The organism is Nonomuraea sp. SBT364, from assembly GCF_001083785.1.
In the GTDB taxonomy this organism is placed as follows: domain Bacteria; phylum Actinomycetota; class Actinomycetes; order Streptosporangiales; family Streptosporangiaceae; genus Nonomuraea.
Map to the genome: position 1 here is coordinate 1 of NZ_LAVL01000203.1, position 13828 is coordinate 13828.

Annotated in this window: 12 protein-coding genes; 6 read left to right on the top strand and 6 right to left on the bottom strand. The window is 69.2% G+C overall.

Annotated elements, in window-relative coordinates; all coding sequences use genetic code 11:
• From ADY59_RS42330 to ADY59_RS42350, 5 genes are all read right to left on the bottom strand, one after another.
• Positions 1-1245, bottom strand: a 1245-nt coding sequence (locus tag ADY59_RS42330) for a Gfo/Idh/MocA family protein (protein ID WP_049575410.1), incomplete at its 3' end; no start/stop codon positions are given.
• Between the two features lie 64 nt (positions 1246-1309).
• On the bottom strand, positions 1310-2599 hold the full coding sequence (locus ADY59_RS42335; protein WP_156326079.1) for an ABC transporter substrate-binding protein: 1290 nt from the start codon (positions 2597-2599) through the stop codon (positions 1310-1312).
• Positions 2600-2641: 42 nt separating this feature from the next.
• Positions 2642-3511, bottom strand: coding sequence for a carbohydrate ABC transporter permease (locus ADY59_RS42340; protein ID WP_049575415.1), 870 nt, complete (start codon positions 3509-3511; stop codon positions 2642-2644).
• A complete protein-coding gene (locus tag ADY59_RS42345; protein WP_082310821.1) occupies positions 3495-4481 on the bottom strand; it encodes a carbohydrate ABC transporter permease in 987 nt (328 codons plus the stop codon). The genes ADY59_RS42340 and ADY59_RS42345 overlap by 17 nt, the downstream gene beginning before the upstream one ends.
• Before the next feature lie 274 nt (positions 4482-4755).
• Entirely contained in the window at positions 4756-5553 is a 798-nt protein-coding gene (locus ADY59_RS42350) for an NAD-dependent epimerase/dehydratase family protein (protein WP_049575418.1), read from the bottom strand.
• Positions 5554-5689: 136 nt separating this feature from the next.
• Between ADY59_RS42350 and ADY59_RS42355 the strand changes: the two genes are divergently transcribed.
• The 5 genes from ADY59_RS42355 to ADY59_RS42375 all read left to right on the top strand — a co-directional run bounded on the left by ADY59_RS42355 (position 5690) and on the right by ADY59_RS42375 (position 10539).
• Positions 5690-7009, top strand: a complete 1320-nt coding sequence (locus ADY59_RS42355) for a sugar ABC transporter substrate-binding protein (protein ID WP_049575421.1) — start codon at positions 5690-5692, stop codon at positions 7007-7009.
• Positions 7006-7935: a carbohydrate ABC transporter permease gene (locus ADY59_RS42360; protein ID WP_049575424.1), complete on the top strand. Its 930-nt coding sequence runs from the start codon at positions 7006-7008 to the stop codon at positions 7933-7935. Before ADY59_RS42355 ends, ADY59_RS42360 begins: the two co-directional genes overlap by 4 nt.
• Positions 7932-8792: a carbohydrate ABC transporter permease gene (locus ADY59_RS42365; protein ID WP_049575427.1), complete on the top strand. Its 861-nt coding sequence runs from the start codon at positions 7932-7934 to the stop codon at positions 8790-8792. Before ADY59_RS42360 ends, ADY59_RS42365 begins: the two co-directional genes overlap by 4 nt.
• A gap of 66 nt (positions 8793-8858) precedes the next feature.
• Positions 8859-9620, top strand: a complete 762-nt coding sequence (locus ADY59_RS42370) for an IclR family transcriptional regulator (RefSeq protein ID WP_082310823.1) — start codon at positions 8859-8861, stop codon at positions 9618-9620.
• Positions 9621-9633: 13 nt separating this feature from the next.
• Positions 9634-10539 carry a 5-dehydro-4-deoxyglucarate dehydratase gene (locus ADY59_RS42375; RefSeq protein WP_049575432.1) on the top strand — a complete coding sequence of 302 codons (906 nt, stop codon included), beginning with the start codon at positions 9634-9636 and terminating at the stop codon, positions 10537-10539.
• A gap of 39 nt (positions 10540-10578) precedes the next feature.
• Here ADY59_RS42375 and ADY59_RS42380 read toward each other — a convergent pair whose 3' ends face one another.
• A complete protein-coding gene (locus ADY59_RS42380; RefSeq protein ID WP_049575434.1) occupies positions 10579-12048 on the bottom strand; it encodes an aldehyde dehydrogenase (NADP(+)) in 1470 nt (489 codons plus the stop codon).
• 101 nt (positions 12049-12149) lie between these two features.
• Between ADY59_RS42380 and ADY59_RS42385 the strand changes: the two genes are divergently transcribed.
• Positions 12150-13406, top strand: a complete 1257-nt coding sequence (locus ADY59_RS42385) for a glucarate dehydratase family protein (protein WP_049575438.1) — start codon at positions 12150-12152, stop codon at positions 13404-13406.
• Positions 13407-13828 lie beyond the last annotated feature (422 nt).

Here is a 13828-nt window from a genome sequence, read left to right on the forward strand (position 1 = left end):
GTGGACGGGGAGGCCGGTGGCGGCGGCGCGGGTGGCGGCCACGCCGACCAGGACGCTGCGGATGCCGTCGCGGTAACCGGCCGGGCGGCCGAGGGGGTCGTCGCCGGGGCCGCGGAAGACGTCGTCCAGCAGCAGGCGGTCGCCGCCGCCGTGGCCGCCGGCACCCTGCTGGATGGGCACCTCCTCGGGCTGCTGCCAGTGCCGGTGCAGGGTGAGGCGGTCCCAGGTGCCGGCCGCGTGCTCCTTGCTCGCCGCGCTGGGGTCGATGGCGGCGTGCGGCGGCGTCCAGGCGCGCTCGCACACCTCCAGCTCGATCCGCCCCTGGGTGCCGTTGAAGGCCACGCGGTAGCCCTCGAACGGCGAGTGCGCGGTCAGGGAGTAGGTCAGCATCGCCCGGTTGGCGTAGCGGACCAGGACCGACATGGTGTCGTCGATCGTCACGCCGGGCGCGAACACGTCCTGGTCGCGGATGTAGCCGTCCTCGTGCTCGGCGTCCAGGTAGAGCCGCTTCAGGCGCTCGTCGGCGGAGATGTCCAGGATGTACGGGTCGCTGCCCAGGCCCGCGGCGCCCTGGCCGCGGGCACCGCGGTCGCCCCGGGGCAGCGCGTCGCCGTAGAAGCGCAGGTCGGTCTGGGCGAAGACGAGCTCGGGGGCCGCGCCGAGCCACCAGTTGACCAGGTCGAAGTGGTGGGTCGACTTGTGCACCAGCAGCCCGCCGGAGCTGGCGCGGTCGCGGTGCCAGCGGCGGAAGTAGTCGGCTCCATGGATGGTGTCGAGCGTCCACTCGAAGTGCACCGACGTGACGTCGCCGATGGCGCCTTCGGCGAGCAGCCGCTTGACGGCGGAGTTGCGCGGCGAGTAGCGGTAGTTGAAGGTCACCACGAGCTTGCCGGAGCTGCGCTCGGCCGCCTCCGCGATGGCCGCGCAGCTCTCGGCGTCGATGGTGAGCGGCTTCTCCACGATCACGTCGCGTCCCGCGTCCAGGGCGGCGATCACGTACTGCGCGTGGGTGGCGTCGACCGTGCACACGATCACGGCGTCGGCCAGTTCCAGCAGCTTGCCGTACTCCTGCGGGGCGAAGCACGGCACCGGGCGGCCGATCCGCTCGGCGTAGTAGTCCATGCGGGTCTGGTTGGTGTCACACAGGCCGACGATCGTCCCGGTGTCCTGCCAGTCGCCCAGCAGCGCATCGACGTACATCTGCGCCCGGTGGCCGAGGCCGACGAAGGCGTACTTGGTGCTCAACTGCTCTCTCCCCGAGTCGAGGTATGGCGGCCGGGGGCCAGGACGGCCCCCGGCGATGATCGCGTCAGCCGGCGATCGCGGCGTTCGCCTCCGTCAGGAACTTCTGGGCGGCGGCGTCCGGGGTGGCCTTGCCGAACATGACCTCCTCGGAGTTGCGCTTGAGGATGTCCTCCATCTCCAGGGCGCCCTTCGGCGGGACCTGGATGGGGCTCAGCTCGCTCTTGACCTCGTCGATGAAGGCGAGGGTCTTCTGGTCGGTCTCCGGCAGCTTCGTCTTGACCACGTCGAGCACCTTGGAGTTGGTGGGCAGGCCGCGGTCGCTCAGCAGGATGGCGGCGGCGTCCGGGTCGTTGACCAGGAAGTCGATGAGCTTGGCGCCCTCGGCGGAGTGCTCGGACTTGGCCGAGGCGGAGTAGAACATGGCGGGCTGCAGGAACATCCCGCCGGTGGTGGCGCCCTCCGGCTTGGGCATCCGCAGCAGCGTCATCTCCGAGCCGGAGGACTTCGTCAGGGCGTTGAGCTGGTTGCTCCACCACATGCCCATGGCGCCGGCGTTGGTGCCGAGCAGCGACTGCTCGGGGCCGGTCGCGCCGATCTCCGCGCTCTTGGCGGCGTCGGGCGAGCCCTTGGTCTCGATGAGCTTCTGGTGGATGGCCCACCAGGCCTTCAGCGTGTCGACGGAGACGCCGATCTTGTTGCCGTCGTAGAACTTCTCACCACGCTGGGCGGCGAAGATCTGCAGGAAGGCCGGGTTGAAGTTGTACTCGGCGCCGGTCACGCCGCCGGCGGCGGAGATCTCCTGCGCCAGCGTCATCCACTGGTCCCAGGTCCAGTTGGTGTCCTCGGGCAGCTCCTTCTTGGCCTTCTCCAGCGCCGCGGTGTTGGCGACCATGGAGAAGGCGTTGACGCCGGTCGGGATCGCGTACTGCTTGCCCTCGATCTGGCCGCTGGCCAGAACCTGCTGGTCGAGGTCGGCGGAGGGCACCTTGCCCGCCAGGTCGGCCAGCGCGCCGCGGCCCGCGTACTCGCTCAGGCCGCGGATCTCGATGCTGAGCACGTCCGGGGCGTCGTTGGCGGCGACCTTGGTGGCGAGCTTCTCGTAGTAGCTGTCCCAGTTGGAGAAGTCGCCCTCGACGTCGATCGTCGGGTTCTTCTCCTCGAACTTGGCGATGACCTGCTCGGTCAGCTTCTGCCGCGCGTCGCTGCCCCAGTAGGCGAAGGTGATGGTGGTCTTGCCGCCTTCGCCGCCACCGCCTTCGCCACCGTCGCCGCTGCCGCAGGCGGTGACCGCCGTCAGCACGGCCACCGAGAGCGCGGCGACCTTCCACATGGTCTTGCGAGAGCTGAGATTCACAGCTCTACCTCCTCTTGAAGAGTTGCAGGGGGTGAAGAGGGACTACTTCAAACCGGTCGTCGCCACGCCCCGGATCAGGTACTTCTGCCCCGCCAGGAAGAACCCGAAGATCGGTCCCAGCGACACGATCGACATCGCGAACATCGGCCCCCACGAGGACTCGCCGCTGGAGTCCAGGAACTGACGCAGCGCCACGGCCACCGTGAGATTGTCGGAATTGGTGAGATAGAGGTTCTGGCTGAAGAAGTCGTTCCACGTCCAGATGAAGGTGAAGATGCCGGTCGTGGCCAGCGCGGGCATGCACAGCGGCAGGATGACCTGGAGGAAGACCCGCCAGTAGCCGGCCCCGTCGATGGCCGCCGCCTCGTCCAGCTCCCTCGGCAGCGTCCTGATGAACTGCACCATCAGGAAGATGAAGAACGCGTCGGTGGCCAGGAACTTGGGCACGACCAGCGGCCAGATCGTGTTGATCCAGTCGAGCTCGGCGAACACGATGTACTGCGGCACGACCGTCACGTGGTGCGGCAGCATGATCGAGCCCAGCATGATCGTGAACCACAGCTTCTTCAGCGGGAAGTTCAGCCGCGCGAACGCGTAGGCGGCCAGCGAGCACGCCACCAGGTTGGCCAGCACCGACAGGCCGGTGATCACGGCGGAGTTCCACAGGTAGTAGCCGAAGCTGTGCTTCAGCGCCGTCCAGCCGTCGCCGTAGTTGTCCAGCGTCACCTCGCTGGGCCACAGCCCCGGCTCCCGGAAGATGAGCTCCTCCGGCTTGAGCGAGCTGGAGATCATCCAGAGCAGCGGATAGAGCATGACCAGCCCGAAGGCGATCAGCAGCAGGTGCTTGAGCAGGCGGCTCCCCCGCGGCATCGGGCGGAACAGGAGCGGGACCTGCTTACTTCGTGTCGCCATAGAAGACCCAATACTTCGACGCGAGGAAGTTCACGCCGGTCAGGCCGGCGATCAGGAGCAGAAGGACCCACGCCATGGCGGCCGCGTAGCCCATCTCGTAACTCTTGAAGCCCTTCAGGTAGAGGTAGAGCGTGTAGAAGAGCGTGGAGTCGACCGGGCCTCCGCTGCCGCCGCTCACAATGAACGACTGCGTGAAGGACTGGAACGACTTGATCACCTCGAGGACGAGGTTGAAGAAGATGATCGGGGTGAGCAGCGGCAGCGTGATCGAGCGGAACTGGCGCAGCTTGGTGGCCCCGTCGACGGCGGCGGCCTCGTAGTAGCTCTGCGGGATCTGGCGCAGCCCGGCCAGGAAGATCACCATCGGCGCGCCGAACGTCCACACGTGCAGGAGGATCAGAGTGCCCAGGGCCGTGTCCGGATCGGACACCCAGCCCGGCCCCTGGATGCCGAAGACCGACAGCAGGCCGTTGACGAGGCCGTCGGTGCCGAAGATCTTGCGCCACAGGATGGCGATGGCGACGCTGCCGCCGAGCAGCGACGGCAGGTAGTAGACCGACCGGTAGAACGACAGCCCGCGCAGTCCCCGGTCCAGCGCGAGGGCCAGCCCGAGGGCGAAGGCGAGCTGCAGCGGCACCGAGACGACCACGTAGATCGTGGTCACCTTCAGCGAGGTGATGAACCGGTCGTCCTCGAAGAACATCTCGGTGTAGTTGCCGAGCCCGACCCACTTGGCCTCTTCCAGCAGGCTGTAGTCGGTGAACGACAGATACAGCGAGGCCAGGATCGGGCCGACGGTGATGACGAAGAGGCCGATGAACCACGGCGCCAGGAAGACGTAGGCCGCACGGGCCTCACGCCGCCTGTGAATGTTGACGTGGGGGGTCCTCCTGCGGCGTCCTGGCGGTTGATCGGGCGCGCGCTTGGGGGCGAGTGCTCGCTCCGGCGTCACAGAGATTGATTCGGACATACATCCCTCTTCCAGGCCCTGCCCGGCACGGCGGGATCGGATAGCGCCTTCCTATAGGCAGGCGAAAAGTTTCGTCAACCCTTTGCAGGTGTTACAAAGCCGTTACCGATATATCGTTAGCATCGTTTTCCCAGGTCAACGGGCTATGGAGCCAGATGACGGATCTACAACTTTTTGCCGTTGGCCCGGAAGCACTACAACCGGTTGCATCATTGGATGACATGACAAAGCCGCCCCGTCCTGTCCGGCCGGGGCGGCTATCGAGCGGTTACGCTCACCAGGATCCGCCGAGCTCCTTCAGCGTGAAGACCCCGCCGGCCCGGTGGTGCACCGGGTCGCTCAGGTCGGGCTCGCCCAGCTCGGCGAGCAGGGGAGGCGCGAACACCTCGGAGTCGTCGCGGGAGACGTACCCGATGGCCTCGGCCTCGCGCAGCGACCACCAGCGGCGCGCGTTGTCGGAGACGCCCCACACGACGTGGAAGCCGGGCGCGGTGAGCGCGGCCTCGACCAGGCGGGTGAGGTCGTCCGGCGAGATCCAGGTGGCCAGGCCACGGGTGTCGGCCGGGCCCTCGTTGCAGGTGCCGAGCCTGATCACGGTCACGTTCATGCCGAACCTGTCGTGGTAGAGGCTGGCGAGGCCCTCCATCACGACCTTGCTGATCCCGTAGAAGGTGTCGGGGCGGGGGAAGGCGTAGTCGGGCAGTTCCTCGCCCGACGGCTGCCTGGTCTGGAACCCGGCCGCGTGATGGCTGCCCATCAGCACCAGGTGCCGTACGCCCTCCCGCCGCGCGGCCTCCATGAGCACCTGGGTGCCGTCGATGTTGGCCCGCACGATGTCCGCCCACGGGTGCTCGCGGCTCTGCCCGCCGAGGTGGATCACGGCGTCGACGCCGGCCATCGCCTTGGCCATGGCGGACTCGTCGGCGAGGTCGGCGACGAGCATCTCCTCACCGGGGCCCACCGGATCCACCGGATGCAGGTCGGACAGGCGCAGCGTCCGGCCATCGCGGGCGAGACGGGGACGGAGCAGCGTGCCGACCTTGCCGGCGGCGCCGGTCATGAGAATGCGCATGGACTCTGTTGTACACAAACCTGGCCCGAATTCACATTCTTGAATATTGACCGTGATGTGCGTCACTCGTTACGTTCGCAGATATCAAATTCACGTCCGCGATAGATGTCCACATATGTGAACAGGAGGCGGTCTGATGTCACGTCATCTGCTCGGGGTCGCGATCGCGACGGCCCTGACCGTAACGCTGACGGGCTGCGGCTCCGGATCATCGGGTTCGGGTTCCGGTTCGGACGAGGCTCTGGAGATCTGGATCAGGCAGACGCCCGATTCCGACTCCGCCAAGACGGCCCAGCGCCTGGCCGAGGCATTCACCAAGGCCAGCGGCGTGCCGACCAAGGTCATCGCGCTCTTCGACGACTTCGAGACCAAGCTGCAGCAGCAGGCGGCCCAGCGCAAGCTGCCCGACATCGTCATCAACGACACCGCGCAGATCGGCAACATGCAGACCCAGGGCTGGCTCACCGAGGTGGACCGGGCCTCTCTGGCGGGCGGCGACAAGCTGTCGGACCTGGCCTGGAAGGCGGCCACCGCGAGCGACGGCAAGACCTGGGCCGCGCCGTTCTCCGCCCAGGCCTTCGCCATCATCGCGCGCAAGGACTGGCGTGAGAAGGTCGGCATGGAGATCCCGCAGTCCTGGGCGGACCTGGCCGCGCTGGCCAAGGCGTTCACCGAGAAGGACCCCGACGGCAACGGCGAGAAGGACACCTCCGGCTTCGTGATCCCGGCCGGCACCAAGCGCGGCTACGCCTCCTGGTACGCCTCCTCCTTCATCTACGCCAACGGCGGCGACTTCCTGAAGGCCGCCGGCACCGGCACGTTCGCCGCCATGACGAGCGACCCCAAGACGGTCGAGGCCGTGAAGTTCCTGCAGGACCAGTTCTGCACCGCCAAGACCGTCAACCCGGGCGCGGTCAGCAACGACACGACCGTCACCCACGAGGTGTTCGAGAAGGGCCAGGGCGGCCTCTATCTGACCGGCCCGTACGTGCTCGCCCGGTTCGTCGACAGCATCGGCACCGACAAGATCGAGGTGTTCCCGGTGCCCAAGGGCCCGTCAGGCGGCCCCGGCACGCTCGGTGAGGGCGAGAACGTCTACCTGATGGCCGGATCGGGCAACCCCGAGGGCCAGAAGAAGTTCGCCGAGTTCGCCATCTCCGCCGAGGGCCAGCGGATCGGCATGAACAAGGACAACAACGGCGCCATCGTCCGTCTGCCGGTCAACTCCGAGGTGGACATGTCCGCCGAGCGGCAGGACCCGCGCTGGAAGGTGTTCCAGGACGCCTACCCCGACGCCGTCTACGCGCCGCCGGTGCCGAACTGGGCGCCGATCCGCCAGACCTCGGCCGACTCCATCAACTCGGCCTGGGCCGACTGCGGCATGGACGTCAAGGCGGAGATGGACACCCTCAACACCGAGCTCACCCAGGAACTGCAGAGCCAGAAGGCATCATGACGCCGACGCTCACCCGGGCGCGGCCTGACACGGCGGTCCCCCACCCGCGGCCCAGGCGGGCGCGCTGGCGGGGGCCGCTGATCGCCTGGGCCTTCCTGACGCCCGCCCTGCTGCTGTTCCTGTACTTCAAGTTCATCCCCATGTTCACCGGCCTGACGATGAGCTTCCAGGAGATCCGCTACATCGACACCCGGTGGGTCGGGCTGGACAACTACCGCACGATCCTGACCGACGACGCCTTCGCCTCGGCCATCTGGCACAGCCTGGTGCTGGCGCTGGGCACCACGGCCGGGTCGCTGGTGCTGGGCCTGGTGTTCGCGCTGCTCATCGAGGGGCCCGCGCGCTATCTGTGGTTCGTCAGGACCGCGGCCTTCCTGCCGGTCGTGACGACGATGGCGGCCGTGGCCGAGGTGTGGCGGATCATGTACCACCCGGGTGACACCGGCATGCTCAACAGCATCCTGGGCTGGGTGGCGCTGGAGCCGCAGCCGTTCCTGGCCAGCGAGGACTCCTCACTGCTGTCGATCATGGGCATGAGCATCTGGCGCGGCACCCCGTACGACATGATGATCTTCCTGGCCGGGCTGGTCGGGGTGGACCGGACGCTGTACGAGGCGGCCGCGGTCGACGGGGCCTCCACCTGGCGGCGGCTGCGGCACATCACGCTGCCGGCGCTGCGGCCGGTGTTCTGGATCCTGTTCACGCTCGCCGCCATCCGCGGCCTGCGGGTGTTCGTCGAGGTGTACGTGCTCACGAACGGCGGGCCGAACGGGTCGTCCGAGGTGCTGATGACACTGATCTACAAGCTCGGGTTCCAGACCGGCGAGCTGGGGATCGCGTCGGCCGGCGGGATCGTGCTGTTCGCGGCCACCCTGCTGCTGACCGTGATGGTCCAGCTCATGCGGAGAAGGCAGACGACATCATGAGGTTCGACAGCGCGCTGGGGCTGGAGGCCAGGCGCGGGCCGGTGGCGGTCGCACTGAAGGTCCTGCTGTACTCCGGCATGGCACTGATCTTCACCGGGCCGCTGGTCGCGTTGCTGATCAGCGCGTTCAACGAGACGCTCGACCCGACCGCGTTCACCCTGTGGCCCGACTCCTTCACCTTCGAGAACTTCGTCCAGGCGGGCGAGCGCAAGGTCTACCTCTATCTGTTCAACTCCTTCGTGGTGGTCGGGTTCGGGCTGCTGCTGCAGGTGATCGTGAGCGTGTTCGCCGCGTACTCGCTGGCGCGCAAGAAGTTCCGGGGCATGTCCATCGTGATGCTGATCATGCTGACCACGATGATGCTGCCCGAGGAGATCATCGCGATCCCGCTGTCCCTCGTGCTGGCCGACCTGCCGGTGCTGCATCTGGACCTCATCGGCACCTACGCCGGCATGATCCTGCCGGTGGGCGCCTGGGGGTTCTCCATCCTGGTCATGACCGAGTTCATGAAGGAGGTGCCGGTCGAGCTGGAGGAGGCGGCGCGCATCGACGGGGCGGGCGAGCTGCGCACGTTCTTCACGATCATCCTGCCGCTGTGCCGGCCGGCCCTCGGGGTCATCGGCGTCTTCGGCTTCACCATGATCTGGGACCAGTATTTGCTCCCGCTCATCGTGGCGCCGGAGTCGAGCATGTGGACGCTGCCGATCGCGCTGCGCTCGCTCCGCTCGGACGAGGAGGTGGGCATCGGTGTGGTGCTCGCGGCCTCGCTGCTGGCCCTGCTGCCGTCGATCATCGCGTTCCTCGCCTTCCAGCGTCAGTTCATGCGCGGCCTGACAAGCGGCGCCATCAAGGGATAGTATCCATGTATCTGGACGTCATCCCGTATGCTGACTGCTCGAAGCCGCCGTCGAGATGGGATGATCATGGAGCCGCAGCTGGTCAAGTCCGCCGAGCGGACGGTACGCATCCTGGAGGCCCTGGCCGCGTCCCCGCACACGCTGACGCTGTCGGAGCTCCAGCAGACGACCGGGTTCCCGCGCAGCAGCCTGCACGCGCTGATGCGCACGCTCGTCGAGCTCAACTGGGTCGAGACCGACTCCGCCAAGTCCGCGTTCGGCATCGGGCCGCACGCGCTGCTGACCGGCACCGCCTACCTGGACAAGGACCCGGCGCTGCCGTTCGCCCAGGAGACGCTGGAGGACCTGCGGGAGGAGATCGGGCAGACCGCCCACTTCGCCCGGCGCGACGAGGCCCACGTCCTCTACCTGGCCACCCGCGACTCCCGCGAGGCGCACCACGTGATCCCCCGGGTCGGCCGGCGCCTGCCCGCCCACGTCACGGCGCTCGGCCAGGTGCTGCTCGCCCAGCTCACCGACGACGAGGTCGCCGCGCTGCTCCCGATGCCGCTGACCTCCGTCACCGAGCACACGATCGTCGACCTGGAGAAGCTCACCGGAGAGCTCGACCAGGTGCGCACCCGGGGCTGGGCCTACGAACGCGAGCAGGGCACGCGCGGTGTGGCCTGCGTGGCCGTCGCGGTCGACTACCGGATCCCGGCCACGGACGCGATCAGCTGCTCGATGCCGGTGAGCCTGCCGTCCGCCCAGATCGAGCAGGTCACCCAAGCGGTGATCAGGCACACCCGAAAGCTGGCTGCCACTCTCCGCCGAGAGGGCATCCGCTGAGATGGAGGCATAGATGCGGCTAGATGGTGTTCTCTTCTTCCCGGTGACCCCGTTCACGCCCGACGGCGGCGTGTCCGAGGAACTCCTGGGACGGCATGTCGTCCAGGGAGTCGAAGCCGGGGCCGGGGGCGTGTTCGCCGCGTGCGGCACCGGCGAGTTCAACGCCCTCGATCCGGACGAGTACACCCGTGTCGTCAAGACGGCCGTCACGGCGACGGCCGGGCGGGTCCCGGTGTTCGGCGGCGCGGGAGGTGCGCTGCCGGTCGCCAGGTCCATCGCCGAGGCGGCGGCGGCCGCCGGGGCCGACGGGCTGCTCCTCATGCCTCCGTACCTGGTCAGCGGCCCCCCCACCGGCCTGGTCCGCTACGTGCGCGAGGTGGCGCGGGCCGGCGGGCTGCCCGTGATCGTCTACCAGCGCGGCACCGCCCGGTTCACCCCCGAGGCCGTGGCCGAGCTGGCCCAGGAGCCGTCGGTGGTCGGTTTCAAGGACGGGCTGGGCGACTTCGACCTGCTGCAGCGGATCATCCTGCGGGTGCGGGAGTCGGGCGCCGGCGACTTCACGTTCTTCAACGGGCTGCCCACCGCCGAGTTCACCGTGCCCGCCTACCGGGGGCTGGGCGTGGACCTCTACTCCAGCGCGGCGTTCGCGTTCGCGCCGGAGGTGGCGCTGGCCTTCCACCGGGCGGTGACCTCGGGCGACGAGGCGCTGGTGCGGCGGCTGCTGACCGGCTTCTACCTGCCGCTGGTGGAGCTGCGCGACCAGGTGCCCGGCTACGCGGTCTCGCTGGTCAAGGCGGGCGTCCGGCTGCGCGGGCTGGCGGTGGGCGGCGTCCGCGCGCCGCTGGTCGACCCGGCGGCGGAGCACGTGGCCGAGCTGGAGAAGATCATCGCCGCCGGTCTGGAGATCGTCGGCTCCTGACCAGGACGGGCCCCGGGAACCCCCGGGGCCCGCTCGTGCTCAGGCCCGGAGGGTGCCGTCCTCGCGGCGCGGGATGCCCAGCGGGTTGCCGTCCTTCAGCTCGTCGGGCAGCAGCTCGGCCGGCCAGTCCTGGTAGGCCACCGGCGCCAGCCACCGCTCGATGGCCGTGGCGCCGACCGAGGTGGTCGCCGACGTGGACGCCGGCCACGGGCCGCCGTGATGCATCGCCCAGGTCACGGCCACCCCGGTGGGCCAGCCGTTCCAGATGAGCCGCCCCGCCTTGCGCGAGAGCACCTCGGCGACCTGCGCCGCCTCGTCGGGGTCGGTGCCGTGCACGGTGGCGGTCAGCGAGCCCTCCAGCCGCTCCAGCACCGGCCGCAGCTCCGAGACCTCGCGGTAGGTCACCACGACGGAGGCCGGGCCGAAGCACTCCTCCGCGACCCCCGGCAGCTTGTCGGCGAACGACTTCACATCGGTGGTGAACACCTTCGGCGTGACCGCCCAGCCGCCCTCCCCCGGCTTGCCCTCGGCCAGCAGTGTCAGCTCGCCCAGGCGCTCGACGCCGCCCAGGTAGCCGTCCCTGATCCGCTCGCCCAGCATCGCGCCGCCGGTGGTGCCCTCGACGGCCGAGGCGAGCGCCGTACGCAGCTCGTCGTCCTCGGGCACGAACATCAGCCCCGGGTTGGTGCAGAACTGCCCCACCCCGAGCGTCAGCGAGGCCGCGAACCCGCTCGCCACCTCCGCCTTGGGCGCCGACGGCAGCACCACGACGGGGTTGACGCTGCCCAGCTCGCCGAAGAACGGGATCGGCGTCTCGCGCTGGTCGATGAGACCCTGGATCGCCTTGCCGCCCGCGATGGACCCGGTGAACCCGGCCGCCACCACCGCCGGGTGCTGCACCAGGTCCACGCCCGCCTGCATGCCCTGCACCAGCCCGAGCAGATCCGGGTACGGCAGCGCGTCACGGACGATCCTGGCCACCCGCGCCGAGGTGCCGGGGTGGCCGGGATGCGCCTTGACCACGACCGGGCAACCCGCGGCCAGCGCCGAGGCGGTGTCACCGCCGGCCACCGAGAACGCGAACGGGAAGTTGCTGGCCGCGAACACCGCGACCACGCCGGCCAGCGGCTGCTTCATCCGCCGCACGTCGGGCTTGGGCGGCGTGACCGAGCCGTCGGCGTGGTCGACGATCGCCTCGAGGTAGCCGCCGTCCCTGATCACCTGGGCGAACATGCGGAACTGCCCGGCCGCGCGCGCGACCTCGCCGCGCAGCCGGCCCTCGCCGAGCGCGGTCTCGCGGTCGGCGAGCTGCCAGAGCTCGTCGGTGTGGGCGGTGAGCGCGTCGGCGACGGCTTCGAGCGCCTCGGCGCGTTCGGCGGCCGGTGTCGCGCGCCACGCAGCACCGGCTGCGGCCGCGGCGGAGACGATCAAGTCGACCCCGGCACGATCCGTCTCGGGAACCGCGTCACCCACGGTCTCGCCGGTCCTGGGGTCGTATCCATAGATCATCGAATGGTCCTTCAGTCTTGACACCTTCTCCGGCTCATTCTTACAGTTGCCAGAACTGTCCACAATCCTGGCCATCGTTCACATATATGGACGGCGAACACATGATTATCACGCAAGTCCACGTCACTCCCGTCGCGTTCCGGGATCCACCCCTTCTGAACGCCGCGGGAGTCCATGAGCCGTGGGCTCTGCGCACGGTCGTCGAGATCGTCACGGACGAGGGCCTGAGCGGCCTCGGCGAGACGTACGGCGACCTGGGGCATCTGTCCAAGGTACGCGAGTGCGCGCAGGCCCTGGTCGGGCTGGACGTGCACGCGGCCAACGAGATGTACCGGCGGATCGCCGCCACCGTGGGCGACGCGGTGACCGACATGCACGGCCTGACCGGCGTCGCGACGAAGGAGAAGAGCGTCGACCGGGTGTTCGCCGCCTTCGAGGTCGCCTGCCTGGACATCCGCGGCAAGGCGGCCGGCGTGCCGGTCGTCGACCTGCTCGGCGGCCGCGTCCGCGACGCCGTGCCGTACAGCGCCTACCTCTTCTACAAGTGGGCCGGCCACCCCGGGCACGATCCGGACCGCTTCGGCGAGGCGCTCGACCCGGCTGGCGTGGTCGAGCAGGCGGCGCTGCTCATCAAGGAGTACGGGTTCCGCTCGATCAAGCTGAAGGGCGGCGTCCTCCCGCCGGCCGACGAGGTGGCCGCCATCCGGGCGCTGCACGAGGCGTTCCCCGGGATGCCGCTGCGGCTCGACCCGAACGCCGCCTGGACGGTGGAGACCTCGGCCTGGGTCGGCCGGGAGCTGGACGGCATCCTCCAGTACCTGGAAGACCCCACTCCGGACATTTCCGGAATGTCGGAGGTGGCGGCGCAGGTCTCCATGCCGCTCGCCACCAACATGTGCGTCGTCACCCCCGAGCACCTGCCCCCCGCCATCGCCTCCAGCGCGATCGGCGTCCTGCTGCTCGACCACCACTACTGGGGCGGCCTGGTGCGCTCCTCGCACATCGCCGCCCTGTGCGAGACGTTCGGGCTGGAGCTGTCCATGCACTCCAACTCGCACCTGGGCATCAGCCTCGCCGCCATGACCCACCTCGCCGCCGCCACGCCCAACCTCACCCACGCCTGCGACACGCACACGCCCTGGCAGGACGGCCAGGACGTGGTCGCCCCGGGCAGCCTCCGCTTCGTCGACGGCGCCGTCCCGGTCCCCGACGGCCCCGGCCTCGGCGTCGAGCTCGACCGCGACGCGCTGGCGGTGATGCACGAGCAGTACGTGAAGTGCGGCATCACGGCCCGCGACGACACCACGTACATGCAGCGCTTCGACCCGACCTACACGGCGCGACGACCACGCTGGTAACACCACCCCGCCCACCGGGCCCCACCACCTCCGGCAGGGCCTTCTCCAGCCTGGCACCGGCGCCCCCCGAACCCACAGGAGCGCAGGTGAGGCCACACTCTCGGGACCGCAAGCGCGGCACCTCCCGCGAACCCGGCCAGGAGGCTGCATCCGCAGGCCCCGAACCAGCGAACCTGCCACCCTGAGACCCCGAGCCGACAGACACCACGAGGACCACCGCCGGTGAAGACCCCACACCGTGCAGCCCCTGCACCGGCGAAGCCCCGTCACATCGTGAGGAGACCTGGCCGATGAGGATCGCCTACGCCTACCCCTGGGACATCGCAGGCGACCCCGCCGCCCCCGACCGCCTCGCCGCACTGGGCGTCGAGGCCGTCGCCCTGGCCGCCTCCTACCACTCCACCCGCGCGGCGACCCCGTAC

Excerpts from the sequence above, each read along its gene's own strand:
- ADY59_RS42340 (WP_049575415.1), bottom strand. The coding sequence starts at position 3,511 with ATGGCGACACGAAGTAAGCAGGTCCCGCTCCTGTTCCGCCCGATGCCG.
- ADY59_RS42345 (WP_082310821.1), bottom strand. The coding sequence starts at position 4,481 with ATGTCCGAATCAATCTCTGTGACGCCGGAGCGAGCACTCGCCCCCAAG.
- ADY59_RS42350 (WP_049575418.1), bottom strand. The coding sequence starts at position 5,553 with ATGCGCATTCTCATGACCGGCGCCGCCGGCAAGGTCGGCACGCTGCTC.
- ADY59_RS42355 (WP_049575421.1), top strand. The coding sequence starts at position 5,690 with ATGTCACGTCATCTGCTCGGGGTCGCGATCGCGACGGCCCTGACCGTA.
- ADY59_RS42360 (WP_049575424.1), top strand. The coding sequence starts at position 7,006 with ATGACGCCGACGCTCACCCGGGCGCGGCCTGACACGGCGGTCCCCCAC.
- ADY59_RS42365 (WP_049575427.1), top strand. The coding sequence starts at position 7,932 with ATGAGGTTCGACAGCGCGCTGGGGCTGGAGGCCAGGCGCGGGCCGGTG.
- ADY59_RS42370 (WP_082310823.1), top strand. The coding sequence starts at position 8,859 with ATGGAGCCGCAGCTGGTCAAGTCCGCCGAGCGGACGGTACGCATCCTG.
- ADY59_RS42375 (WP_049575432.1), top strand. The coding sequence starts at position 9,634 with ATGCGGCTAGATGGTGTTCTCTTCTTCCCGGTGACCCCGTTCACGCCC.
- ADY59_RS42380 (WP_049575434.1), bottom strand. The coding sequence starts at position 12,048 with ATGATCTATGGATACGACCCCAGGACCGGCGAGACCGTGGGTGACGCG.
- ADY59_RS42385 (WP_049575438.1), top strand. The coding sequence starts at position 12,150 with ATGATTATCACGCAAGTCCACGTCACTCCCGTCGCGTTCCGGGATCCA.